This is a genomic window from Arthrobacter sp. 10N43, from assembly GCF_056394525.1.
On the sequence record NZ_JBFTIA010000022.1, the window covers coordinates 1 to 22,833 of the forward strand.

Annotated in this window: 21 protein-coding genes and 1 tRNA gene; 13 read left to right on the forward strand and 9 right to left on the reverse strand. The window is 68.0% G+C overall.

The window, feature by feature from the left end; translation table 11 throughout:
* The 3 genes from AC1DDO_RS22250 to AC1DDO_RS22260 all read left to right on the forward strand — a co-directional run.
* The coding region (locus tag AC1DDO_RS22250) for an AMP-binding enzyme (protein ID WP_476972798.1) at positions 1-198 on the forward strand (198 nt) is incomplete at its 5' end.
* Between the two features lie 193 nt (positions 199-391).
* On the forward strand, positions 392-868 hold the full coding sequence (aroQ, locus tag AC1DDO_RS22255) for a type II 3-dehydroquinate dehydratase (RefSeq protein WP_476869241.1): 477 nt from the start codon (positions 392-394) through the stop codon (positions 866-868).
* A 2-nt stretch (positions 869-870) separates the two neighbouring features.
* Entirely contained in the window at positions 871-2,004 is a 1,134-nt protein-coding gene (locus AC1DDO_RS22260) for a DUF2332 domain-containing protein (protein ID WP_476972799.1), read from the forward strand.
* An 85-nt stretch (positions 2,005-2,089) separates the two neighbouring features.
* Here AC1DDO_RS22260 and AC1DDO_RS22265 read toward each other — a convergent pair whose 3' ends face one another.
* On the reverse strand, positions 2,090-3,274 hold the full coding sequence (locus AC1DDO_RS22265; protein ID WP_476972800.1) for a MarP family serine protease: 1,185 nt from the start codon (positions 3,272-3,274) through the stop codon (positions 2,090-2,092).
* A gap of 216 nt (positions 3,275-3,490) precedes the next feature.
* On the opposite strand from AC1DDO_RS22265, the gene AC1DDO_RS22270 reads away from it, so the two are divergent.
* Entirely contained in the window at positions 3,491-4,168 is a 678-nt protein-coding gene (locus AC1DDO_RS22270; protein WP_011693220.1) for a Crp/Fnr family transcriptional regulator, read from the forward strand.
* Positions 4,169-4,643: 475 nt separating this feature from the next.
* On the opposite strand, the gene AC1DDO_RS22275 is transcribed toward AC1DDO_RS22270, so the two are convergent.
* Genes AC1DDO_RS22275 through AC1DDO_RS22285 form a run of 3 tightly spaced genes read right to left on the reverse strand, consistent with a single transcriptional unit; the run spans position 4,644 to position 6,320 of the window.
* Positions 4,644-5,555, reverse strand: coding sequence for an NUDIX hydrolase (locus AC1DDO_RS22275; protein WP_476869238.1), 912 nt, complete (start codon positions 5,553-5,555; stop codon positions 4,644-4,646).
* 16 nt (positions 5,556-5,571) lie between these two features.
* Positions 5,572-6,162 (reverse strand): RidA family protein, encoded by a 591-nt coding sequence (locus tag AC1DDO_RS22280; protein ID WP_476869237.1) that lies wholly within the window; start codon positions 6,160-6,162, stop codon positions 5,572-5,574.
* A 2-nt stretch (positions 6,163-6,164) separates the two neighbouring features.
* Positions 6,165-6,320: a DUF4177 domain-containing protein gene (locus AC1DDO_RS22285; RefSeq protein ID WP_009359196.1), complete on the reverse strand. Its 156-nt coding sequence runs from the start codon at positions 6,318-6,320 to the stop codon at positions 6,165-6,167.
* Positions 6,321-6,357: 37 nt separating this feature from the next.
* On the opposite strand from AC1DDO_RS22285, the gene AC1DDO_RS22290 reads away from it, so the two are divergent.
* The 5 genes from AC1DDO_RS22290 (at position 6,358) to AC1DDO_RS22310 (ending at position 13,855) form a co-directional block, all read left to right on the forward strand.
* Complete coding sequence (locus tag AC1DDO_RS22290; protein ID WP_476869236.1) at positions 6,358-8,634, forward strand: transglycosylase domain-containing protein; 2,277 nt, start codon at positions 6,358-6,360, stop codon at positions 8,632-8,634.
* A gap of 3 nt (positions 8,635-8,637) precedes the next feature.
* The gene (locus AC1DDO_RS22295; protein WP_476972801.1) at positions 8,638-9,585 is read left to right on the forward strand and encodes a metallophosphoesterase; all 948 of its coding nucleotides are present in this window, start codon (positions 8,638-8,640) and stop codon (positions 9,583-9,585) included.
* Between the two features lie 370 nt (positions 9,586-9,955).
* Entirely contained in the window at positions 9,956-11,809 is a 1,854-nt protein-coding gene (locus tag AC1DDO_RS22300) for an ABC transporter ATP-binding protein (RefSeq protein ID WP_476869234.1), read from the forward strand.
* The gene (locus AC1DDO_RS22305) at positions 11,806-13,671 is read left to right on the forward strand and encodes an ABC transporter ATP-binding protein (protein ID WP_476972802.1); all 1,866 of its coding nucleotides are present in this window, start codon (positions 11,806-11,808) and stop codon (positions 13,669-13,671) included. Before AC1DDO_RS22300 ends, AC1DDO_RS22305 begins: the two co-directional genes overlap by 4 nt.
* Positions 13,672-13,778: 107 nt before the next feature.
* Positions 13,779-13,855, forward strand: a tRNA-Pro gene (locus AC1DDO_RS22310).
* A 188-nt stretch (positions 13,856-14,043) separates the two neighbouring features.
* Here the strand turns inward: AC1DDO_RS22310 and AC1DDO_RS22315 are convergent.
* Positions 14,044-14,262: a hypothetical protein gene (locus AC1DDO_RS22315; protein ID WP_441411279.1), complete on the reverse strand. Its 219-nt coding sequence runs from the start codon at positions 14,260-14,262 to the stop codon at positions 14,044-14,046.
* A 130-nt stretch (positions 14,263-14,392) separates the two neighbouring features.
* Here AC1DDO_RS22315 and AC1DDO_RS22320 point away from each other — a divergent pair, with 130 nt between their 5' ends.
* Positions 14,393-15,658, forward strand: a complete 1,266-nt coding sequence (locus AC1DDO_RS22320) for a helix-turn-helix domain-containing protein (RefSeq protein WP_441411278.1) — start codon at positions 14,393-14,395, stop codon at positions 15,656-15,658.
* Positions 15,659-15,741: 83 nt separating this feature from the next.
* Here the strand turns inward: AC1DDO_RS22320 and AC1DDO_RS22325 are convergent, their stop codons facing one another.
* Together AC1DDO_RS22325 and purD are read right to left on the reverse strand one after the other, a co-directional pair.
* Positions 15,742-16,701 (reverse strand): phosphoribosylaminoimidazolesuccinocarboxamide synthase, encoded by a 960-nt coding sequence (locus AC1DDO_RS22325; RefSeq protein WP_476869232.1) that lies wholly within the window; start codon positions 16,699-16,701, stop codon positions 15,742-15,744.
* Positions 16,702-16,703: 2 nt separating this feature from the next.
* Entirely contained in the window at positions 16,704-18,014 is a 1,311-nt protein-coding gene (gene purD / locus AC1DDO_RS22330) for a phosphoribosylamine--glycine ligase (RefSeq protein WP_476869231.1), read from the reverse strand.
* Between the two features lie 410 nt (positions 18,015-18,424).
* Here purD and AC1DDO_RS22335 point away from each other — a divergent pair, with 410 nt between their 5' ends.
* Genes AC1DDO_RS22335 through AC1DDO_RS22345 form a run of 3 tightly spaced genes read left to right on the forward strand, consistent with a single transcriptional unit; the run spans position 18,425 to position 21,483 of the window.
* Positions 18,425-20,017: a molybdopterin-dependent oxidoreductase gene (locus tag AC1DDO_RS22335; RefSeq protein WP_476972803.1), complete on the forward strand. Its 1,593-nt coding sequence runs from the start codon at positions 18,425-18,427 to the stop codon at positions 20,015-20,017.
* A 36-nt stretch (positions 20,018-20,053) separates the two neighbouring features.
* A complete protein-coding gene (locus AC1DDO_RS22340) occupies positions 20,054-21,070 on the forward strand; it encodes an asparaginase (RefSeq protein ID WP_476869229.1) in 1,017 nt (338 codons plus the stop codon).
* A 17-nt stretch (positions 21,071-21,087) separates the two neighbouring features.
* Positions 21,088-21,483, forward strand: coding sequence for a sterol carrier family protein (locus AC1DDO_RS22345; protein WP_476869228.1), 396 nt, complete (start codon positions 21,088-21,090; stop codon positions 21,481-21,483).
* Between the two features lie 76 nt (positions 21,484-21,559).
* On the opposite strand, the gene AC1DDO_RS22350 is transcribed toward AC1DDO_RS22345, so the two are convergent.
* Both AC1DDO_RS22350 and AC1DDO_RS22355 read right to left on the reverse strand, forming a co-directional pair.
* A complete protein-coding gene (locus tag AC1DDO_RS22350; RefSeq protein ID WP_476869227.1) occupies positions 21,560-22,321 on the reverse strand; it encodes an SDR family oxidoreductase in 762 nt (253 codons plus the stop codon).
* Positions 22,322-22,481: 160 nt separating this feature from the next.
* Complete coding sequence (locus AC1DDO_RS22355; RefSeq protein ID WP_476869226.1) at positions 22,482-22,799, reverse strand: hypothetical protein; 318 nt, start codon at positions 22,797-22,799, stop codon at positions 22,482-22,484.
* Positions 22,800-22,833: the final 34 nt, after the last annotated feature.

Genomic DNA, 22,833 nt, shown 5'->3' on the forward strand with positions numbered 1-22,833 from the left:
AACCACGTCGGCAAGGAAATCGGCCCGATCGCCAAACCCAAAACCATCCTCATCGTCCCCGAACTGCCCAAAACCCGGTCCGGAAAAATCATGCGCCGCCTCCTCAAAGACGTCGCCGAAGGCCGCGACCCAGGCGACGCGACCACCCTCGCCGACACCACCGTCATGACCCAGATCGCCCAATCACTGAAAAAATAGCCAGCGCCCCCTTCGACACGGGTTGCCGACAGCGTTCGCCCGACGGCGGCGCCGCCCACCCTGGTGGGCCGCGCCGCCGCCGTCGTTGATCCTGCCGGCTGAAAGCCGCAGCAGCGGTCAACATCCCCGGGAACGGACAGTGGGCTGGTAACGAACAGCGGGCGCGGGCCCTCGGCGCGATAGATTTGCAGACATGACTGAAGCCACCCCCGCCAGCGGCGCAGGCCGCGGCACCATTCTGGTACTCAACGGACCCAATTTGAATCTGCTCGGCACCCGCGAGCCGGAGAAATACGGGACGGCGACGCTGGCCGACGTCGAACAGCTCGCCAAAGACGCCGGTGCGACACACGGACTGGACGTCGAGTGCTTCCAGTCCAACCACGAGGGTGCCCTGGTGGACGCCATTCACGCCGCCCGCGGGAAGGCGGTGGGAATCGTGATCAACGCCGGCGCCTACACGCACACGTCCGTGGCCATCCGGGACGCGATTTCCGCTGTTGCCCTGCCGACGGTCGAGGTGCACATCACCAATGTTCACGCCCGCGAGGCCTTCCGGCATCATTCCTACCTTTCGGATGTCAGCAAGGCAGTGATCGCCGGCGCCGGGATTCTGGGCTACCGCTTTGCGGTCGAATACCTCGCCGGGCTGCACGCGGACAAAGACTGAGCATGTCCCCCGCGGAGCCGGCAGCGGCGTCTGGGGAATCGGCCACGGGGTCAGACACAGGGTCGGCCACGGAGTCAGACACAGCACAGTGGTACCGGCACTTCGGCACGGTCGATGCGCCCGGTTCCTCCCCGTGCTATGCGGCGTGGACCGTGGGGATCGCCGGAGACGCCGAGCTGATCCGGCGGATCGACCGGTGGCCGCATAACAAGCGCCAGCCGCTGCTGATCCTGGCCGCGGCGAGATTCCTCGGCGCGCAGGTCAGCCCCTACCGCGACTTCCGGATTTTCCTGGAAGAGCACTGGGCCCAGGTCTCGGACATCGTCCTTTCGCGGGCCACCCAGACGAACGAGGCCGGACGCTGCGCCACCTTGTTGCCGTCGCTGGCGCAGATTTCGGCCGTGGAGGACCGGCCCTTGGCCCTCATCGAGGTGGGCGCCTCCGCCGGCCTGGCCCTGTTCCCTGACCGTTATGGATACGAGTTTGTCCGAGCGGGGGACGACGGCGACGCTGCGGAAGCAGGCACCGACCCGGCGGCGGCCGCAGAGGCGCGGACGACGCGGCTGCTTCCGGCCGGCGCCGCGCCCGGCACGTACCCCGTCCTGCGCTGCGTCACCTCGGGTCCGGTGCCGCTACCGGCGGAAGTCCCCCGCGTGGTGTGGCGCGCAGGGATCGATCTCAACCCGCTGGACGTGCGCAACCCGGACGACGTCGCCTGGCTCGAAGCGCTCGTCTGGCCGGAGCAGGAGTTCCGGCTCGAGCGGCTGCGCCAGGCGATCGCCATCGCCCAGGAACGGCCGCCCCTGCTGGTGGCCGGCGATCTCAACGAACAGCTCGTGGACCTGGCGGGGCGCGCCCCGGCGGATGCCGCCCTGGTGGTATTCCACAGCGCCGTCATGGCCTATCTCGATGCCGCGGGCCGCTCCCGGTTCCGGCTGACCATGGCCGATCTCGCGGCGGAGCGTGGTTGCCGCTGGCTCTCGAACGAAGGCCATACAGTTCTGGCCCAGGCGGACGGCTCCAACGTGGTCCCGGAAATGGATGACGCCCGGCTCCGCGGCCGGTTCCTGTTGCTGCAGGACGGCGAGCCGGCTGCCATCACCGGCCCGCACGGGCAGAGCCTGGAGTGGCTCTAACCGGAGGGCGTTTCTAAACCGACCGCGACCGTAACCGGAGGGCGGCAGTCCCGCTGTTTTTTGCCGATCCGTGCTTGCTGCAGCGTTATTTCTTAATGCACTGTCCGGACGAGACGGCACTGCCCAAACCGGGCGCCTGGGCCGCGACGGGGCCGAGGTCATTCATGGTGATCGCAAATCCGAGCGAGGACTCAGTGGTCGCCTTGGCAAAGACCACCCCGGCCACCTGCCCGTCCATTGTCAGGAGCGGGCCTCCGGAGTTGCCCGGCTGCACGTCGCCGGCGAGCCGGTAAACGTCCTCGGGCAAGGCATTTTTGCCGTAGATGTCCGGGACCAGGACGGTGGTGATGTCCTGCACCGTGGCAGGTTTGGACTGGAAGGGGCCACCATGCGGATAGCCGGCGAAGGCTGCGGCGCTGCCGGACGGCAGGTCAGCGGCCAGCGCCAGGGGTTCCGTGCGCAGGCCATCCACTGCCACGACGGCGAGGTCGTGCTGGGAGTCGAAGTACACAACGCGCCCAGGCAGCGCGCGGCCGCCGGGGGTCTCCACCACGGGCTCGTCGACGCCGGCGACCACATGGGCGTTGGTCACCACGCGGCCGGGGGCGACCACGAAGCCGGTTCCGGTCTGGTTCTGGCCGCACTGGTACGCGGTGCCGGCGATCTTGAGTACTGACGCGGCTGCCTTGTTCAGCGCCGGCGTGTCCGTGCTCGTGTCCGGGATGGCAACGGGCTGGCTCTGGCCGAAGCCGTCCAGCAGGGTGGGAATGCCCTCGCCGATCACCGCTGAGCGCAACTGGGCCATCGATGCCTTGACCGGCGTCGGCGTCACGCCGTCGATGAACCTGATGACTTTTGACTCCGCGAGCTGCTGGGACACGAACGGCACGCCCAGGGCCCCGATGCTGAACGCCAGCATCGACATCACGAGGGCGGACACCACCACGTTCACGCCTCCGCCGACGAGGCGGTCTGCGGCCCGCAGCGGGCTGAACGGGACCACGCTGCGGATGCGCCGTCCGATCATGGTGCCCAGGCCGTTTCCTACGATCATCAGCAGGACGGCGGTGGCAACGATTGCCGTCAGGCGCCAGCCGCTGTCCTCCACGAGCCCGCTCACTATGGGCACGGACACGAACGCGGCCACCGCGCCCGCCGCGAATCCGGCGATGCCTCCGAGCGTTACAAGGAAGCCGTTGCGAAGACCGTGGATCAGGTAGGACAAGAGCGCCACAATCAACGCCAGGTCCAAAATGGTCAAGCCAAACACCGGGGGCTCCTCACAGACAGTTCAGCGACGATTGTACCGGTGTAAGCTGAACGTTTGCCGACCGGCCGCCGGCCTGCACAGGGAACTGCGCGGACATCCCGGGCCGTGCGCTTTCGGCCCCTTCGGGCGTTTTGGTGCCAACTACGTCACAGAAGCGCCAAAATTCTGAAAGAATGGCTGAAGCGCCCCAGCCGACACAGCTAGTCAGGAGATTTCATGGATATCGAGGTATTGCGCCGCGCACCCCTTTTCGCCACGCTCGACGACGAGGCGTTCCGTCTGCTGACGGACGAACTTACCGAGGTGGACCTTTCACGCGGTGCCTCGGTATTCCGGGAAGGCGATCAGGGTGACCAGCTCTACTTCATCGTCTCCGGCAAGGTCAAGCTTGGCCGCACGTCCCCGGACGGCCGCGAATCACTGCTGGCCATCCTCGGCCCGGGCGAACTTTTCGGCGAAATGGCGCTGTTTGACCCCAGCCCGCGCACGGCCACGGCAACCGCCGTCTCCGAGACGCGTCTCGCCGGCCTGAAGAACGAGAGCCTCAACGCGCTGCTGCGCACCCGCCCCGAGGTTTCGGCCCAGCTGCTGCAGGCCCTGGCCCGCCGCCTGCGCCGCACCAACGACTCACTCTCCGACCTCGTTTTCTCCGACGTGCCGGGCCGTGTGGCCAAGGCGCTGCTGGACCTGGCCGACCGCTTCGGCCGGCCGGCGACCGACGGCGTGCTGGTCGCGCACGAACTGACCCAGGAAGAGCTGGCCCAGCTGGTCGGCGCCTCCCGCGAAACGGTCAACAAGGCTCTCGCTGAATTCGTGCAGCGCGGCTGGCTCCGCCTGGAAGCCCGCGCCGTCGTCATTCTCGACATGCAGCGCCTGCGCCAGCGTTCCCGGTAGGGATCCACAGCAACCACGAAGGCCGGCCCCGGAAACGGGACCGGCCTTCTGTTGTTAAACCCCGGCCTCGTCCGGGTGATTGTCCGCGGGACATGCCCAGCCTTGGTTGCGGGGACTGGACATAATGCCACTATGTCCACCGGCCAGAGCCACCCGTGGGCATGTCCCGGGCTCAGGCGGGCCAATGAGGGACATGTCCATTCGTGCCGAGCAGGGAAGGGCATGTCCCCCGCGGACACTGACTTCAACCCCCGCGGCCGCCTCCGCGGGACATGCCCAGCCTTGGTTGCGGGGACTGGGCATAATGCCACTATGTCCACCGGCCAGAGCCACCCGTGGGCATGTCCCGGGCTCAGGCGGGCCAAGGAGGGACATGTCCATTCGTGCCGAGCAGGGAAGGGCATGTCCCCCGCGGACACTGACTTCAACCCCCGGCCGCCGACTTCCGCGCCCGGACCTCCCGGACCTCCCGGACCTAGCGTTCCCTTTGGGGTTCGCCGGCGACGGTCGTGGCGGCCTCGACTTCGAGCACGAGCCGGCCGTCTTCCTCGACGAGCTTCGGCTGGTAGACGTGGGCCTTGCGTTTGTAGCTGAGGTAGGCGATGCAGCCGTTGGCCTTGGCCATCTTCTCGAGCATGATCTCCGAGCCCGGCACCAGGAGTTCGCCCAGGGTTCGCCCGACGGTGTTTTCCTGCCCTGCCTCGTCGCCGAGAGCCGTGGTGTCGCGCTCGAGCACAACCTTCCGGGCGCACACCCAGCGACCCCATACGCCCTTGCTGGCCAGCAGTGACGGCTGCTGGTTCACGGGCACGGTGGCAGCAAAGTAGCGGGTGTTGAACCGGCGGTGCGCGAAATCGGGGCTGAGCCAGTTCACCAGGGGCTTGAGCAGGTCCGTGCGCAGCGAGAGCCCCCGCTTGGCGAGCAGTTCAGTGAAGGACTTCTCCTGCTCCGCGACGGCTTCACGGGCACGCATCCAGTCCGCGCTGGAGGTCATCTCCACCGTGGTGGACAGGTCGGGGCCCGCCAGCAGGAGGCCGGTCTCCTCGAACAGCTCACGGATGGCGCCCACAACGTGACGTCGCGCCAGCCCGACGTCGTCCGTCCCCATCTGCTCGGCCCAATGCTGGGGCGACGGGCCAAGCCAGCCGACGGCGTCGTCGTCGGATGCCTCCAGCGATCCCCCGGGGAAGGCGAGGACACCGAGCGGGGAAGAGCCCGTCCGGTAGCCGAGCCAGGTCTCCAGGCCTGTGGGCGAATCCCGCAGAAGGATCACCGAGGAGGCCAGGCGGGGGGCGCGGGGGGTCCGCTCACCGTGTTCAATCCAGCTCCGGGCTGCTCCCTCGAGATCGGGGGGCAGAACGAACAAGCGACGTGCTAACTGAGGCAACGAAGTGACCGGCCTTCTAAGCGAATTCGGCGATCAGTTCGACTTCGACGGGCGAGTCGAGCGGCAGGACAGAGACCCCGACAGCGGAGCGTGCGTGCTGGCCGGCGTCGCCGAGGACCTGGCCCAGCAGCTCCGAGGCGCCGTTGATGACGCCGGGCTGGCCGGTAAAGGAAGGATCGGAGGAAACAAACCCGACAACCTTGACGATCCGCGTGATCCGGTCTAGGTCGCCGATCACGCTCTTGACGGCAGCAAGGGCGTTGACGGCGCAGACGGCGGCGTAGGCCTTCGCGTCTTCCGGGGAGACGGTGGATTCGTCGGAGGCGCCCTGGGAGCCGGAGGACACCTTGCCGGTGGCCTCGAGCTTGCCGTTGATGAACGGCAGCTGCCCGGAGGTGTAGACGTGGTTGCCGGAGATGACCGCGGGGACATAAGCAGCGACCGGGGCGGCGACCTCGGGAAGCGTGAGGCCCAGCTCGGCCAGGCGCTGTTCGACGGCGGATGACGCGCCCGCGCCGTTAACGTGGGCCGCTGCGCCTGCGGCGCTTTCGGAGGTGTTTCCCGCGGCGGCCGACGTGGCCGGAACGGTTTCTGAGGGGTTGCTCATGGCTACTGCTTCTCCCGCTTCAGGTAGGCAACCAGGCCGTTTCCGTCAGGCCCGGGAACGACCTGGACGAGCTCCCAGCCGTCCTCGCCCCACTGGTCCAGGATCTGCTTTGTGGCGTGAATAATGAGCGGAATCGTGGCGTACTCCCATTTGGTCATGACATAAAGCCTAGTCGTTGCCGGTAAAGTGGAAAACATGGCGACTGGCAAGAACCCTTTATTCGACACGGCCACCACCCTCGGAAAGATCTTTCTTTTCCTGGGCGTGAGCGCCATTTGCGGCGTCCTGGTGGCAGGCCTCCTGGTCCCCGCGGCAGCCGTTTCAGGCAGCGCGGCAAGCGGTTCCATCCAGTTTTTTGACACCCTTCCGGCGGAGCTGAAGGTCGATCCGCCGAGCCAGTCGACCACGATCCTGGCCTCCGACGGCAGCGTGATCGCCAACCTCTACGCGGAGAACCGGACCCGCGTTTCGCTTGACCAGATGTCTCCGCACATCAAGGACGCGATCATCGCCATCGAGGACAGCCGCTTCTACGAGCACGGCGGCGTGGACACCACCGGCATCCTGCGCGCCCTGGTGAGCACCGCCCGCGGCAACAAGCAGGGCGCGTCCACCATTACGCAGCAGTACGTGAACAACGTCATCAACTCCTCGCTGGAGGCCGAAGGCAAGGGCGACGAGGTCCTCCTCAACGGCGTCAACAAGGGCGTCGGGGACAAGCTCCGTGAGATGAAGCTGGCCATCGCGCTGGAAAAGAAGTTCACCAAGGAGCAGATCCTCGAGGGCTACCTGAACATCGTCTTCTTCAACCGGGACGCCTATGGCATCGAAGCCGCGTCCAAGTTCTTCTTCAGCACCACGGCCAAGGATCTGACCCTGCCGCAGGCGGCACTGCTAGCCGGCGTCGTGAACAGCCCCTCCTTCTATGACCCGATCACGAATCCGGAGAACGCCAAGGTCCGCCGCGACCTCGTGCTCAAGGCGATGCTCACCCAGGGGAAGATCAAGCAGGCCGACTACGATGCAGCAGTCGCGACGCCGGTCGAAACCAAGGTCACCCAGCCCCGCCAGGGCTGCGCCTATTCGCAGACGGCGCCGTATTTCTGTGACTACGTGCTCCACTTGCTCCTGAACAACCCGGCCTACGGGGCCGACGCCGCAGAGCGTGAGCGGAAGATCTTCCGCGGCGGCCTGACCATCAAGACCACACTGGATCCGAAGGCCCAGGCCGTCGCCCAGGCCCAGGTTGACGGTTCGGCCGGCGCGAACCCGGACAAGTGGGGCGCCGCCCTGGTGTCCGTCCAGCCGGGCTCCGGCAAGATCATCTCCATGGCCCAGAACACCGTCTGGTTCCCGGCCGACGGCAAGTTCGACCAGACCCAGAACTTCAACGTGGACGTCCAGGACGCCAAGGGCAATGACCTCAACGGCCTCGGCGGCTTCCAGCCCGGCTCCACCATGAAGCCGTTCACGTTTGCGGAATGGCTCAATGAGGGCAAGTCGATGAGCACGCAGCTCAACGGAGCCGTGCGCCGGTACTCGCCCGGCTTCCCGTGGAAGAACACGTGCCCAACACCGACGACCGACTCGTACGACAGCGCCGCCGGCACCCACGACCTGCAGAATGCCGACGAGAACCACTACAAGTACATGTCTGTCCTTGACGGGCTGGCGAACTCGATCAACACCATCACTTTCGCCTCTGCCGCCCAGGTGGACCTCTGCGGGATCCAGAAGGTCGTCGACGCCGTCGGGATCCACGGCGGTCTGCCCACCCCGGACAGCCCCAACCCCCAGGTCAACATGACCCGGCTCTCCAACCTCATTGGAGCCACCCAGACGGCGCCGCTGACCATGGCCAGCGCGTTCGCCACCTTCGCCAATGACGGCAAATACTGCGAGCCGATGGCCATCGATTCGGTGACGGATGCAACCGGCGCCCAACTGCCGGCCCAGACACAGAACTGCAAGGATGCGGTCAACCCCGACGTGGCCCACGGCGTCGCGTACGCCATGCAGGAAGTGCTCAACCGCGGCTCGGGCTCGCTGATCCAGCCCCGGATTTCGACCCGGACCAGCTTCCCGATCGCCGCCAAGACCGGAACCAATGACAACAACAGCTCCACCTGGGTGGCGGGCTACACCAAGGGCCTCGCGACCGCCACGTGGTTTGGCGATCCCCTGGGCGCCCAGGACCGCGCCGGGCAGAATGTCACGATCAACGGCAACTTCTACAAGGGCATCGACGGCTACATGATCGCCGGGCCGCAGTTCTCGAACTACATGTCCCAGGTCGCGCCGGCTTACGGCACCGATCCGTTCCCTGCTCCGCCGTCGAGCATGCTGTACTCCCCGGCGCCGGTGACAACGCCCCGGGCCACCACCCCGACGAGCGAGAGCACCGCGCCGGCCACGGAACCGTCCGCCAACCCGACGCCGGCACCTACACAGTCGTCCGGCAAAAAGAAGTAGCCGTTGATCCCGGGAAATGATCTGGCGAGCCGCGTTCGAAACATCGGACGCGGCTTTGCCGTGACCGCGGCGCTCGGGGCGGCGGCAGGGGCGGCGACCGCGGGGTACGGGCTGTGGGAGAAGAACCAGTTCGTTCTCAGGGAAGAAACCGTTCCCATCCTGCCGGCCGGGTTTGGCCCGTTCCGGATCCTCCACCTCTCCGATATCCACTTCGTTCCGGGCCAGCACCGGAAGGCCCAGTGGCTTTCCTCCCTCGCGGAGCTGCGGCCGGACCTCGTGGTCAACACGGGCGACAACCTCAGCCATGCCAAGGGCGTGGCACCCTTGCTGGCGGCCCTGCGCCCCCTGCTGGATTTCCCCGGCGTGTTTGTCCCCGGCTCGAACGACTACTTCGGCCCGAGCTTCAAGAACCCCGCCTCATATTTGCGCGGGCCCTCGGCGCAGCGCAAGGACCCGGAGAAACTCGATTGGCCGCGGCTGAGGTCCGAGTTCGGCATGTCCGGCTGGGTGGATCTGACCAACCGCTGCCAGTCCGTGGTGCTGAGGGGCATCCGCTTCGATTTCTCCGGCGTCGACGATCCCCATCTGCGCCTGGAACGGTACGCCGACTGGCCGCGCGGCACCAAGGGCCGGGCCGCCGACCCGCACCTGCGCGTCGCGCTGGCGCACGCGCCATACCAGCGCGTCCTGGACCACTTCACCGAAGCCGGGGCCGATCTCCTCCTGGCCGGGCACACCCACGGCGGACAGATCTGCGTTCCGGGATACGGGGCCCTGGTCACCAACTGCGACCTTCCCACCTGGCGGGCCAAGGGCCTGCACACCTGGGTAAGCAACGGCAGCACGACGCCGGTGAACGTCTCGGGTGGGATCGGCACCTCCCGCTTCGCCCCCGTCCGCATCGCCTGCCGCCCCGAAGCCGTACTGCTCACGCTGACCTCCCGCGCCTGAGCCTGTTCGCGCCCGGTCCTGCCCGCGTCTGCGGCCTGAGGGGTGGACATGCCCTCCCCGCGGCGCCATTCAGTCTGACGGGTGGACATGCCCTCCCCCGGTTGCGAGCACTGGACATATCGGCATCATGTCCACTCCATGCGGCCACCGCTGGACATGTCCCACCGGGGTCGGCGCCAAGACTGGGCATGTCCCAGGGGTCCGGCAACGCCACCCGCCCGCCCGGCAGGCACTGCGGACTGTGATGACTGGGCGAGATCCCGGGACCGCCGCGCAACGAGTGAATCCGGTCACGCGATGGCCTAGGGTAGTTGCTACAGGAAACTACATTCAATGTGCTATCTACGCACGGGCGTCTTAAGAAGCAGGCATGGCCAAGCAGAGTTCGTTCTTCACTTCCATCAGCCGTCTCTATCGGCACGTCAGGCCAATCATGCCGCGGCTGGTGATGGGCCTGCTGTGCGCCCTGCTGGCGAGTGTCATGGCGCTGGCGATCCCCCAGGTGCTGCGCGTGCTGGTCAACGAGTCCCTGCAGCCCGGCGGCAGCCCGGATGCCGTCTGGGGCGCCTCGCTCCTGATCCTCGTCCTGGGCATCGCCGAGGCCGGCCTCGTGGCCCTGCGCCGTCAGTTCGTGATCAATCCGGCCACCACAGTGGAAACCCGGATGCGCGTTTCGCTCTACGGGCACCTTCAGGAGCTCACGGTCTCCTTCCATGACCGCTGGGGTTCCGGGCAGCTGCTCTCCCGGGCCATGACGGACCTGAACTTCCTGCGCCGCTGGATGGCCTTCGGCGCCATCATGCTGGTGGTCACCACGCTCACCGTGGTGATCGGCGTCGTGGTGATGTTTTCCATGAGCTGGCAGCTGGCCCTGATCTTCCTGGCCGCCGCCGTGCCGATCATGATCTACGGGTTCCGCTTCCGGACCCGGTTCAGCAAGGTGGCACGCCGCAGCCAGGACCAGGCCGGGGACCTCGCCACGACGGTCGAGGAATCCGTCCACGGCATCCGCGTCCTGAAAGCCTTCGGCCGCAGCCGGGAAGCCCTGGAGAACTTCAACGAACAGGCCGAGGGACTCCGCCAGACCGAGATCGCCAAAGCCAAGCACCTGGCGACCTTCAGCCTGGTGGTGACGCTCCTGCCCGAGCTCGCGCTCGGCGCCGGGCTCGTCGTCGGCGTCCTGCTGGCCTCGACGGACCAGCTGTCCATCGGCTCGCTCGTGGCCTTCTTCGCCACCGCCGCCGTGGTTGCCGCGCCGGTGGAGTTCTGCGGCATGCTGCTGGCGATGGCCCTCACCGCGAAGTCCGCGGTGGACCGGCACTTCGAGGTCATGGACGCGCAGAACACGATCACCAGCCCGGACCAGCCCCGCCGGCCGTCCCGGCTCAAGGGCGCTCTCAGCTTCCGCGACGCCTCGTTCGCGTACGAGGACGCCCCGGACAAGCCGATCCTGAAAAACATCACCCTGGACATCCGCCCCGGCGAAACCATGGCCCTCGTCGGCATCACGGGCAGTGGCAAGAGCGCCCTGCTCCAGCTGGTCCCCCGCCTGTACGAGGTCACCGGTGGTTCCATCACCATCGACGGCGTGGACCTGCGCGAGTTCGGCGTGGAGGAGCTGCGCACGGTAGTCGCCGTCGCGTTCGAAGACACCACGTTGTTCTCCAGTTCCGTCCGGGACAACGTGCTGCTTGGCGCCCCCGACGGCGGTGCTCCCGACGGCGATGCGCCCGGCGCCGGCTCGGCGGAAGGCCGCGACGCGGCCCTGGAGGAAGCGCTCGACGTCGCGCAGGCCCACTTCGCCTATTCCCTGCCGGACGGGGTGGACACGCTGATCGGCGAGGAGGGCCTCAGCCTTTCAGGCGGCCAGCGGCAGCGCATCGCCCTGGCACGCGCCATCGCCGCGAAACCTGCCGTGCTGGTCCTGGACGACCCGCTCTCGGCGCTGGATGTGAACACCGAGGTACTCGTCGAGGCACGGCTGCGTGAGGTCCTCGCGGACACCACCACGCTGATCGTGGCCCACCGGCCCTCCACGGTGGCGCTGGCCGACCGCGTGGCCCTTCTCGAGGACGGCAGGATCGCCGCCGTCGGAACCCACACGGAACTGCTCGCCAAGAACAGCCACTACCGCTACGTGATCGCCAGCCTGGACACGGAACCGCGGGACCTGGATTCAGAATTGTCCGCCCTCGAGGACCAGTCCGAGGAGATTTCCCGATGAGCAGCGCAACGTTCGGCACCGCCAATGAGGACAACGCGCACCTCAGCAGGAATGAGAGCAAGGCCGTGCGGCGCCGCTCCCTGGCCCTGTTGGGCTCGCTGATCCGCCCCGTCCGGGCGCGCTTCTGGCTGACCATTGGCGCGGTCGTCCTGTCCCAGGCCGCCCGCGTGGCCGGACCCGCGCTGATAGCCTTCGGGATCGACCACGCCCTGCCGGCCGTGCGCGCCGGCAACAGCCTCCCCCTGATGCTCGCCGGCGTCGCCTACCTCGCCGCGGCCGCCGTGGCGGCCGGCCTGACAGCCCTGTACGTGACCTCGACGGCGCGGCTCAGCCAGGCCATGCTGCTGGACCTCCGCGTCCGGGTGTTCCGCCACACGCAGCGCCTGAGCCTGGAATTCCACGAGAAATACACCTCCGGCCGCATCATCGCCCGGCAGACCTCGGACCTGGAGGCCCTGCGCGAGCTCCTGGATTCGGGGGTAAGCTCGCTGGCCTCGGGAATGCTGTTCATGGCGTTCACGGCCGTGACGGTGTTCGTCCTGGACTGGCGCAGCGGGCTGCTGGTGCTGGCCGCCGGAGTGCCGATGTACTTCCTGGCCCGCTGGTACCAGAAGCACTCGCAGATCGCCTTCCGCGAATCCCGGGTGGTCTCGGCCCGGCTGATTGTGCACTTCGTGGAGACCATGACCGGCATCCGCGCGGTGAAGGCATTCCGGAAGGAAGGCGAGAACGCCGCGCGTTATGCCGGGCTTTCCGAGGACTACCGGCGCGCGACGGTCCGCTCCATCAATCTCAACGGCATCTTCCAGCCGGGGCTGGTGCTGATCGGGAACGTGTGTGTGGCCCTCGTGCTGCTCACCGGCGGTTTCCGGGTACTTAGCGGCGAGCTCGAGGTGGGTGTGCTCCTGGCCCTGATCCTGTCCACCAAGCGGTTCTTCCAGCCCGTGGACCAGATGGCGATGTTCTACAACTCCTTCCAGAGTGCCCAGGCGGCACTGGAAAAGGTCTCGGGCCTGCTCGAGGAGGTCCCCACGGTGCGGCCGCCGAAAAACCCGGTGGCCCTGGAGCACGCGCGGGGCGGCATCGATTTCAACGGCGTCGAATTCCGCTACGGCGACGGCCCGGTGGTGATCCCGCGGCTGGATCTGCACATCCCGGCCGGCCAGACGGTCGCCCTCGTCGGGCAGACCGGCGCCGGCAAGTCCACCCTCGCGAAGCTGATCGCCCGCTTCTACGACGTCTCGGCCGGGTCCCTCACCCTCGACGGCGTGGACCTGCGCCAGCTCACCACCGAGGACCTGCGCCGGAACGTCGTCATGGTCACCCAGGAGGCCTTCCTGTTCAGCGGCTCCGTGGCGGACAACATCGCCCTGGGCCGGCCGGGAGCCTCCCGCGAGGAGATCGAGGACGCGGCCCGGGCCGTGGGGGCGCACGCCTTCATCACGGAGCTTCCGGACGGCTACGACACGGACGTCAACAAGCGCGGCGGCCGCGTCTCCTCCGGACAGCGCCAGCTGATCAGCTTTGCCCGGGCGTTCCTGGCCCGCCCGCCCGTCCTGATCCTGGACGAGGCGACGTCCTCGCTGGACATCCCGTCGGAGCGCATGGTCCAGCAGGGCCTCGCGGGGCTGTTGCGCAGCACGCGGGAGGCGGACGCCGGTGAGGTATCGGGCCCCCAGGGATCCGGCGTCGGGCGGACAGCGCTGATCATTGCCCACCGGCTCTCCACCGTGGAGACGGCGGACCGGGTCTTGGTGGTGCACGACGGACGCGTCGTCGAAGACGGCACCCCAGAGCAGCTGATCGGCGACGGCGGCGCCTTCGCCAGGCTCCACGGCGCCTGGAAAGACTCGCTGGTCTGATCCCCCTGGGCCGTGACGACGGCGCAACACCGCCTCGCCACATCCCCGATTTCACATCCGGGGCCTTGATCGGATACTCTTGTGAAGTTGCTTTTGAAGCAGCGGATCGGGATGTGGCGCAGCTTGGTAGCGCGCGTCGTTCGGGACGACGAGGTCGCAGGTTCAAATCCTGTCATCCCGACCATAGATAAAAAGAGGGCCCTCCACACGGAGGGTCCTCTTTTTGTTTCCCTGCCTGTTCTGGCTTCCGGCGCAGGGAACCCCCGACGCGGTGATCCCCGGCGCAGTGATCCCCGGCGCAGGGACGATGCTCCGGACACAGCAGAGCCCCGGGAGAAGTCTCCCGGGGCTGTGCTGTTGGATCGGGGGCTGTTACATCGGATCGGGCCAGTTGCCGACGTTCAGCTTGTGGGTCATGGGGTCGGGCCAGTTGCCCACCGCCTGGGCCGCGCGCATGGGATCCGGCCAGTTGCCGACGGCGGCAACGTGTGAGACATCAGTAAGTGAAGCAGCGGACAGCACGGCCGGGGCCGCGGCGGAGAATGCCAGTGCGCCCGCCAAAACGGCGCCGGCTGCAATCTTCTTCAACATAGAGTTCCTCAATATGGGTTGGGGTCCTTAACCAAGTCAGCACTACCCTTGTTGACACACATTGTAAAATGGTTTCCACAGAGACTGTCAAGCATTTAGTACAAAGAATGTCCGGAATTAGGAGGTATCCGTGGGGAACGGATTTGGGGAGAAGCTCCGCGCGGAACGGCTCGAAAGGGGCCTGACGCAAGCGGAACTGGGCCGTGACCTGTACTCCCCCAGCTACATTTCTCTGCTGGAAACCGGACGCCGCGAGCCGACGGCCGATGTCATCGAAGAGCTTGCCCGCCGGCTCGAACTGGCCCCCAAGGCACTCGAAGCGTGGAGCCAGCCGGTATCGGTCAGCGACGCCGAATACGTCCTTGCGGGACTGTACGCCCGGCAGGCCTGGGACCTGCGGGATTACCCCGTGGCCGCCACCCACGCCGCCGCCGCCGCCAAAATCGCCCTGGAGGCCAAGAACACCAGCGCATGGTGGAACATGACCTACATGCAGGCCGAGTGCCTGATCAAGCAGGGCCTCTGGCAGGAGTGCAAGGACGTCGTGCAGAATCTGCTGGAACACCCCATGGCCGCGGAGTCCGCCGGACTCGGCGTCCGGGCCCAGCAGATGCTCGCCGCAGCCTCGCAGGGGCAGGGACAGCTGACTGCCGCCGTCGAGCACGCCCAGGAAGCCGTCCGGCTCTGTGCCGAGCTGCCCAAGGGCTCCACGATGATTATCGGCGCCCTCCGCGCCCTCATCGGCGCCCTGGCCGAGAGCGGCCGCCTGGACGAGGCCTGGGAATACTGCCAGGCCATGAACGAGCAGATGGATGACCACTCGATGTCCCAGCTCGCCGGCGAAGTGGCATGGGTGATCGGCAACGTGGCCTTCATGCGCCACGACTACCCGGAGGGGATCAAGTACCACGAGCGTGCCGGCAGGCTGCTCTCCCCGGCGAATGACATCGACCTCTGGGCCCGGTTCAACAAGGCCTCCGCCGCCGTCCGCCTGTCCTCGGGAATCGTTGAACCCGAAACCCTGTCATCGATCGAGCGCGCCGAACTGGCCCTCTCCATTGTTGGCGGCAACAAAACGGACCAGCTCGAGGTGGCCTTCATCCGGGCCCGCTGGCTCTACCTCACGGGCGACATCGTCGCAGCCGTCCAGAAGCTGCGCGAGATCCACGCCGAGCGCGAGGCGCTGGCCCGGCACACGGCGGGCGAGGTCTCGCTGCTGCTCGGCAAGGCCCTCAAGGCTGCCGGGGAGTCCGCCGAGGCCCTGGTGTACCTCGAGGAGGCCCAGAAGGAGTTCAGCGCGGCCGGCGCCTCGGACCGGGTCCAGCAGGCGCTCGATGCCGTGCTCGAGATCAAGCTGGCACAGCGGCGGGCCGAGGCCGCCTCCGCGGAGGCATAGGCCCGCGCGGCTCGCGCGCTCCCGGGGCGGTACTGCCGCCGCCGGAGCACTGCAGCCGCGGGAAACTGCCGCCGCGCCGCCCTCTAGGCGAACGTGCGGCCGGTGAGCTTCTCGTAGGCCTCCACGTAGCGGCTGCGCGTGCGCGCCACGACGTCGGCTGGAAGGACCGGCGGAGGGGTGTCGGAGGCCTTGTCCCAGCCGGATTCCGGCGAGGTCAGCCAGTCGCGCACGTACTGCTTGTCGTAGGAGGGCTGGGCCTGACCGGGCTGGTACGTGGCCGCATCCCAGAAGCGGGACGAATCCGGGGTCAGCACCTCGTCTCCCAGGGTGATCACGCCGGTCGCCGCGTCGAGGCCGAACTCCACCTTGGTGTCGGCCAGGATGATGCCGCGGCCGCGCGCGATTTCTTCGGCCTTGGTGTAAATCTCCAGGGTCAGCCGGCTCAACTCCGCCGCGACGTCCGCACCCACAAGGCCCACGACGGCGTCGTAGGTGATGTTCTCGTCGTGCTCGCCCACCTCGGCCTTCGCCGACGGAGTGAAGATGGCGTGCTCCAGCCGCGATCCGTCAACGAGGCCGGCGGGCAGCGGGATGCTGCACACGGTGCCCGACTCGCGGTACTCCAGGAGCCCCGAGCCGGTGAGGTAGCCGCGGGCGATGCATTCGACCGGGAACATGTCCAGCTTCTTGCAGATCATCGCCCGGCCCTCGACGGCGGCGGGGACACCGCCGTCGACCGTGGACGCGAGGACGTGGTGGGCGACGCCGAGCTGTTCGAACCACCACAGGCTCAGCTGGGTCAGGATGCGTCCCTTGTCCGGGATTTCGCTGGCCAGCACGTGGTCGTAGGCGCTGATGCGGTCGCTCGCCACCACCAGGACGCAGTCCTGGCCGAAGCGTTCCGCGGAAGCCGGGTCCGCCGGGACGTAGAGGTCGCGGACTTTTCCGGAGTAGACGTGCTGCCACCCGGGCAGGTCCAGCGTGGCGGTGTCGAGTCCGCCCTTGGGCTTGGTCTCGGGTGCCTGGGCTGCGGGTTCGCTCATGGTCACGCCTTCGCTTTCGACGCGGCCGGGGTTCCCGGCGCAGCAACCCGGATTTGGCCGCGGGCGGCCTTGCGGCCAATGTCGGTGCGGAACTGGCTGCCGTCGAGCTGGACGAGTTCGACGCCGTCGTACGCCCGTTCCCGGGCCTCCACAAGGTCCGTGCCGAGCGCGACGACGGCCAGGACGCGGCCGCCGGCGGAGACCACCCGGCCTTCGTCGTCCAGTTTCGTGCCGGCGTGGATGACGTGGACGCCGTCCAGCGCATCGACCTTCTTCAGGCCCCGGATGCGGTCGCCGGTGCGCGGTGTGTCGGGGTAGTTTTCCGCGGCCACGACGACGGCGACGGCAGTGTCCTTGGACCAGCGCAGCGGCTGCACCTTGTCCAGGTCGCCCTTGGCGGCGGCCATGAGCAGCCCGCCGAGGGGCGTCTTGAGCCGGGCGAGGACGGCCTGGGTTTCGGGGTCGCCGAAGCGGACGTTGAATTCGATGACCCGCGTGCCGCGCGACGTCAGGGCGAGGCCGACGAACAGGACGCCAACGAACGGAGTGCCGCGGTGGGCCATCTGGTTGACCGTGGGCTGGGCGACGCGGTCCAGCACCTCCTGGACCAGGCCTTCGGGGGCCCATTCCAGGGGCGTGTAGGCGCCCATGCCGCCGGTGTTGGGGCCCTCGTCGTTGTCGAAGATGCGCTTGAAGTCCTGCGCCGGGGACAGGGCCACCGTGTTGGTGCCGTCGCACAGGACGAACACGGAGACCTCGGGGCCGTCCAGGAACTCCTCGATAACCACGGTTCCGCCGGCGTCGAAGCAGGTCTGGGCGTGGGCCAGGGCCTCATCGCGGTTCCCGGTGACCACGACGCCCTTGCCGGCGGCGAGGCCGTCATCCTTGACGACGAAGGGGGCACCGAACGTGTCGAGGGCGTCGGCGGCTTCCTCGGCATTGGAGGCCACGCGGGCCATCGCCGTGGGGACGCCGGCCTCGGCCATGACTTCCTTGGCGAAGGCCTTGGACGCTTCGAGCTGGGCCGCTGCCTGGCTCGGACCGAACACCGGGATGCCGGCGGCGCGGACGGCGTCGGCCACTCCGGCGGCGAGGGGCGCCTCGGGGCCGACCACCACCAGGTCCACGCTGAGCTTGACGGCCAACGCGGCGACGGCGTCGGGGTCGTTCGCGTCGATCGCATATGTGGGGACCAGCGCGCTGATGCCGGCGTTGCCCGGGGCCGCGTGGACCTCGGAAACGTTGGGGTCGGCGAGCAAGGATCGGACAATGGCGTGTTCGCGGCCGCCGGGGCCGATGACAAGTACCTTCACAGTCTCCAAGGGTACGTGGTGCACCCCGCAGGCTCCTAAGCTGTGTCGGCCGCCGGACATGCTCAATCTTCATGGCGGGCCTCACTGTTGGCTTGACGGTGGGGCTTCGCTGTGCGGCCGACCCCGCCGCCGCAGCAAACCGCGGGACATGCCCAGTCCTGGCCGCGACCAGTGGGCACAATGCCATCATGTCCATGCCCGGACCCCAAGGCTGGACATGTCCCCCGGGCTCCGGAGCATGTCCACGTCGGGACCCCGAAGCTGGACATGTCCCCCGGGCCCGGGAGCATGTCCATGCCGGGACCCCAAGGCTGGACATGTCCCACCTCGGTCGGGGAGCATGTCCGTGACGCCGGGAGAATGACCGGGCGTCAGACAATCCGCGGGGCGCGCCGCTACGAATGGCCTGTATGAACCAGCCCAGCATGAAGCCCAGCAAGCGGTCCCGCGGCGCCACGGCCCTGGCCGCGGTGGCCGGTGTGGCCGCCGCCGCCGTCGTCCTGTCCGTCGCGGAACTGATCGGCGCGTTCTTCACCACGCGGGCGACGCCGCTGATCGCGCTGGGCTCGACGTTCATCGACTTCACCCCGCTATGGATGAAGAACTTTGCCGTGGAAACGTTTGGCACTAATGACAAAGCCGCGCTGTTCGTCGGGATGGCTGTCACCATCCTGCTTCTCGCGTGCGTGCTCGGCATCGTGGCGTACCGGAAATGGGCCCTGGGGGTGGCCGGTGTAGTGCTCATGGGCGCCGTCATCGTCGGCAGTGTGATCACCCGGGCCAGCGTCAAACCGGTCGACGCCATCCCTTCCCTGATCGGCACCGTGGCCGGGTTGGTGGTGCTCCGTCTCCTGATCACCCGGCTGTGGCGGATGCAGGAGTGGCCGGACAGCGCCGCCGACGTCGCCGCGAAGGATCCCGAGCGCCCGGCCACTACGCGGCGCGCTTTCTTCGCCGCCGCCGGCATCACCGCGGCCGCCTCGGGCATTGCCGCCACCGGCGGGCGCCTGCTGAGCGCCGCCCGCAGCAACGTGGCCGCGGCCCGCGAATCCCTGAAGCTGCCCGCACCCGCCAAGGCCGCCGCCGCGGTCCCGGCCGGTGTCCAGTCCAAGGTCCCCGGCGTCACGCCGTGGCTGACCCCGAACAAGGACTTCTACCGGATCGACACCGCCCTCAGCGTCCCGGAGATCAACGCCCAGGACTGGGAATTGCGCATCCACGGCCTCGTCGAGCAGGAAATCCGGCTCACCTTCCAGGACCTCCTCGACGCCCAGCTCATCGAATCCCATGTCTCGCTGACCTGTGTGTCCAACCCGGTCGGCGGCAACCTTGCCGGCAACGCCAAATGGCTGGGCATGCCCCTCCGCGATGTCCTGAAGATGGCCCGGCCTAAACAGGGTGCGGACATGGTGCTGTCCACTTCGATCGACGGTTTCAGTGCCTCCACCCCGCTGGAGGTCCTCCAGGACGACGGCCGCGACGCGATGCTGGCGATCGGCATGAACGGCGAGGCCCTGCCCCTGGAACACGGCTACCCGGTGCGGATGGTGGTACCCGGCCTGTACGGCTTCGTCTCTGCCACCAAGTGGGTGGTGGACCTGGAAGTGACCCGGTTCGCGGACAGCAAGGCGTACTGGACCCAGCGCGGTTGGTCCGAGCGCGGCCCGATCAAGACCATGGCGCGGGTGGAAGTGCCCAAGTCCTTCGCCAAAGTGCCCGCCGGAAAGGTCGCAGTCGGCGGCACCGCGTGGGCCCAGACCCGCGGCATCACCAAGGTCGAGCTGCAGATCGACAGCGGCCCCTGGACCGAGGCAGTGCTCTCCGACGAGGCCTCCCTCATCACGTGGAGGCAATGGTCCTTCGAGTGGGATGCCACGCCCGGACCGCACTACATCAAGGTCCGCGCCACGGACGGCACCGGCGAGCTCCAAACGGACAAACGCGCGGACCCGGTCCCGGACGGCGCCTCCGGCTGGCAGTCAGTCATGGTGACCGTGGAATAACCGGGGTATCGGCACCCGGCACCATAGACTTGCTGCATGGCTTTGAACCCGCATGCAACCTTCACAGTCGACTCCGCCGTCGAACTGGCAGTCATCGAACGCAGCGGCTTCGTTGAGTCCCGCCACATCGGCTCTGCCGTTGTGATGGCTGCGGACGGAACGGTCGTAATCGAGCTCGGCGATGTCACCGCCCCCATCTTTGCCAGGTCCACGCTCAAGCCCCTGCAGGCACTTGCCTCGATGCAGTCCGGGGTGCCCCTGCGCGGAGCCCAGGTGGCCATCGCATGCGGTAGCCACATCGGGTCCCTTGACCACATGGACGTGGTGGAGGGCATGCTGAAGGCGGCCGGGGCCAAGGAAGACCAGCTGCAGTGCCCGGCCGACTGGCCCCAGGATGAGACCGCCCGAAACTGGCTCGTCCAGACCGAGCGAGGCAAGTCCCGGCTGGCCTTCAACTGTTCGGGCAAACACGCCGCGTTCCTGTGGGCCTGCACGGAGAACGGCTGGGACAAGAACAGCTACCTCGAACCGAACCACCCGCTGCAGCAGCGCATCCGCTCGGTCATCGAGGAGTACTGCGGCGAACACATCGCCCATCTCGGCATCGACGGCTGCGGCGCGCCGGTGGCTGCCGTCTCCCTGACCGGCCTGGCCCGGGCCTACTCGAAGCTGGCCAAGGCCCCCGGCGACAAGAACTCCAACGCGCGGGCCGCCACGATTGCCACTTCCATGCTGGACTACCCTTGGGCGGTCCAGGGACGCGGACAGGCCAACACGATTGTCATGGACGAGCTCGGCATCCTGGCCAAGATCGGCGCCGAGGGAGTGCTGGTCATGGCCACCCGCCAGGGTGTCTCCGTTGCCATCAAGATGCTCGACGGCAACATCCGGGCCACCACGCTCGTGGGGCTGACCCTCCTCGCCGCTTCCGGCGCCGTCGAAATTCCCGAAGTGTCCAGCGTCCTGGACAAGGTGGTGGACCCGGTCCTGGGCGGTGGACGCCCGGTAGGCAAGATCCGGCTCGGGCGGGCCGTCGCGGCACTGCTGGACTAGGAACCGGAGGCAGGAACGTGGCTGTATCGCGCCGTCGAATCGCCGTGGACGAAGGCCGGGCGGCGCTTGCCGCCTGGCAGGCCGCCAACCCGGCTGCCGCGGCACCGGACACCGAAGGGACCAGCGCCGTCCCGCGCTCCACGATCGCGACGGCGGTGCGCTACTCACTGGAGGAAGTCACCGCCCGGGCGCCCGGCAACTCCGTCGAGGTCCGCGTCCCGCCGTTCGGCGTCACGCAGTGTGTGGAGGGCCCGCGGCACACCCGCGGCACCCCGCCGAACGTGATCGAGTGCGACGCCGCCACCTGGCTGGCGATGGTCAGCGGGCAGTTGGGCTGGGCAGACGCCGTCGCGGCCGGCAAAGTTGCCGCCTCAGGACTGCGCGCGGACCTCTCCGCCCTCCTGCCCCTGTAACCGCGACGCCCTGGGCGCTGGTCCCCTGGCCGGGCCCCGTTGCCGGCCCCTATGCCAGGGCACCTGCGGCCGGGACTCAGCCCCGCCCGATGAACGGCATGCCCGCGGCCGTGACCACGACGGATCCCACGTTGGCCGACGCCGGCATCCCGGCCATCAGCAGCACGGCCCGGGCGGCGTCCTGCACCGGAAATGTCGGCTCGGCCCGCAGGCTGCCGTCGGCCTGGACAGCCCCGGAGCCGACGCCGATCTCGTCCATGAGGTCTGTTGCCGCATTGCCGATATCGATTTGTCCGCAGCTGATGCCGAACCCGCGCCCGTCGAGGTCGATGCTTTTGGTCAGCCCCGTGATCGCGTGCTTGGTCACTGTGTAGGCGACAGTCCGCGGCCGGGGCGAATGCGCCGCGATCGAACCGTTGTTGATGATCCGTCCGCCCTGGGGCGACTGGGCCTTCATGGCCCGGACGGCGGCCGCGGCACAGAGGAGGGAGCCGGTGAGATTCACGGCGACGGTCGCGTCCCAGTCCTCCACGGTGATCTCGTCCACCGAGGCGCCGGGGCCGAACACGCCGGCGTTGTTGAAGAGGACGTCCACCCGTTCCCACTGCTGCAGCGCCGTGGCGAAGAGTCGCTCGACGTCGGCGGGAACGGTGACATCGCAAGGGACCGCGAGCGCCTGGCGGTGGCCGGCCGCGGTCTCGAGGAGGGGCTCCTCCCGCCGCCCGGCCAGCACCACGCGGTAGCCCTCGGCCAACATGAGCCGGGCCACGGCCCGGCCGATGCCGGAGCCGGCTCCGGTGACGACGGCGACCTTTCCGGGGGTATGGTGCTGGCTCATTCGGTCCTCCTCGACGATTTGCGCGGTCTGCGCGGCTGCCCGGCCAGCCTATCGCCGAGACGGCAGATCACGGCAGTGTTGCGCGGCCCGACCGCCGCGTACTGTCATCTCGACGGCGGATTTCGGCGGGGCAGCCGGGTGCATCCAGTGTGGGATTGACCTACCGGGCGTCGTCATCCCGCTCCCGGGTCTGCCGCCCCGTGTGGTAGCCGGACCAGAAGGCCAGCACCAGCAGCCCGACGCCGACCAGCGCGATACCGGTCCAGGTCTCGGCACCCATGAACATGAGCCCTTGGGGCAGGTCGGGCCTCGTGGCCAGCGGGGCATACGCGAACCAGCCAAAGTCCTCGGAGGACACCGGCTGGGCAAGTAGGACCAGGCCGGCGAGCAGCATGGCCGCGGCAACGAGCGGCACTGCCACCCGGCCGATTGCATTCTTCCGGGCACCGCCGGCTCTCCGGTTCCCCTGCTGGTCCATGGCCATACTGTAACCGCCCGGCACCGGGAACGCG

Excerpts from the sequence above, each read along its gene's own strand:
- AC1DDO_RS22300 (WP_476869234.1), top strand. The coding sequence starts at position 9,956 with ATGGCCAAGCAGAGTTCGTTCTTCACTTCCATCAGCCGTCTCTATCGG.
- AC1DDO_RS22340 (WP_476869229.1), top strand. The coding sequence starts at position 20,054 with ATGGCTTTGAACCCGCATGCAACCTTCACAGTCGACTCCGCCGTCGAA.
- aroQ (WP_476869241.1), top strand. The coding sequence starts at position 392 with ATGACTGAAGCCACCCCCGCCAGCGGCGCAGGCCGCGGCACCATTCTG.
- AC1DDO_RS22285 (WP_009359196.1), bottom strand. The coding sequence starts at position 6,320 with ATGACCAAATGGGAGTACGCCACGATTCCGCTCATTATTCACGCCACA.
- AC1DDO_RS22355 (WP_476869226.1), bottom strand. The coding sequence starts at position 22,799 with ATGGACCAGCAGGGGAACCGGAGAGCCGGCGGTGCCCGGAAGAATGCA.
- AC1DDO_RS22260 (WP_476972799.1), top strand. The coding sequence starts at position 871 with ATGTCCCCCGCGGAGCCGGCAGCGGCGTCTGGGGAATCGGCCACGGGG.
- AC1DDO_RS22335 (WP_476972803.1), top strand. The coding sequence starts at position 18,425 with ATGAACCAGCCCAGCATGAAGCCCAGCAAGCGGTCCCGCGGCGCCACG.
- AC1DDO_RS22305 (WP_476972802.1), top strand. The coding sequence starts at position 11,806 with ATGAGCAGCGCAACGTTCGGCACCGCCAATGAGGACAACGCGCACCTC.
- AC1DDO_RS22315 (WP_441411279.1), bottom strand. The coding sequence starts at position 14,262 with ATGTTGAAGAAGATTGCAGCCGGCGCCGTTTTGGCGGGCGCACTGGCA.
- AC1DDO_RS22350 (WP_476869227.1), bottom strand. The coding sequence starts at position 22,321 with ATGAGCCAGCACCATACCCCCGGAAAGGTCGCCGTCGTCACCGGAGCC.
- AC1DDO_RS22280 (WP_476869237.1), bottom strand. The coding sequence starts at position 6,162 with ATGAGCAACCCCTCAGAAACCGTTCCGGCCACGTCGGCCGCCGCGGGA.
- AC1DDO_RS22325 (WP_476869232.1), bottom strand. The coding sequence starts at position 16,701 with ATGAGCGAACCCGCAGCCCAGGCACCCGAGACCAAGCCCAAGGGCGGA.
- AC1DDO_RS22270 (WP_011693220.1), top strand. The coding sequence starts at position 3,491 with ATGGATATCGAGGTATTGCGCCGCGCACCCCTTTTCGCCACGCTCGAC.
- AC1DDO_RS22290 (WP_476869236.1), top strand. The coding sequence starts at position 6,358 with ATGGCGACTGGCAAGAACCCTTTATTCGACACGGCCACCACCCTCGGA.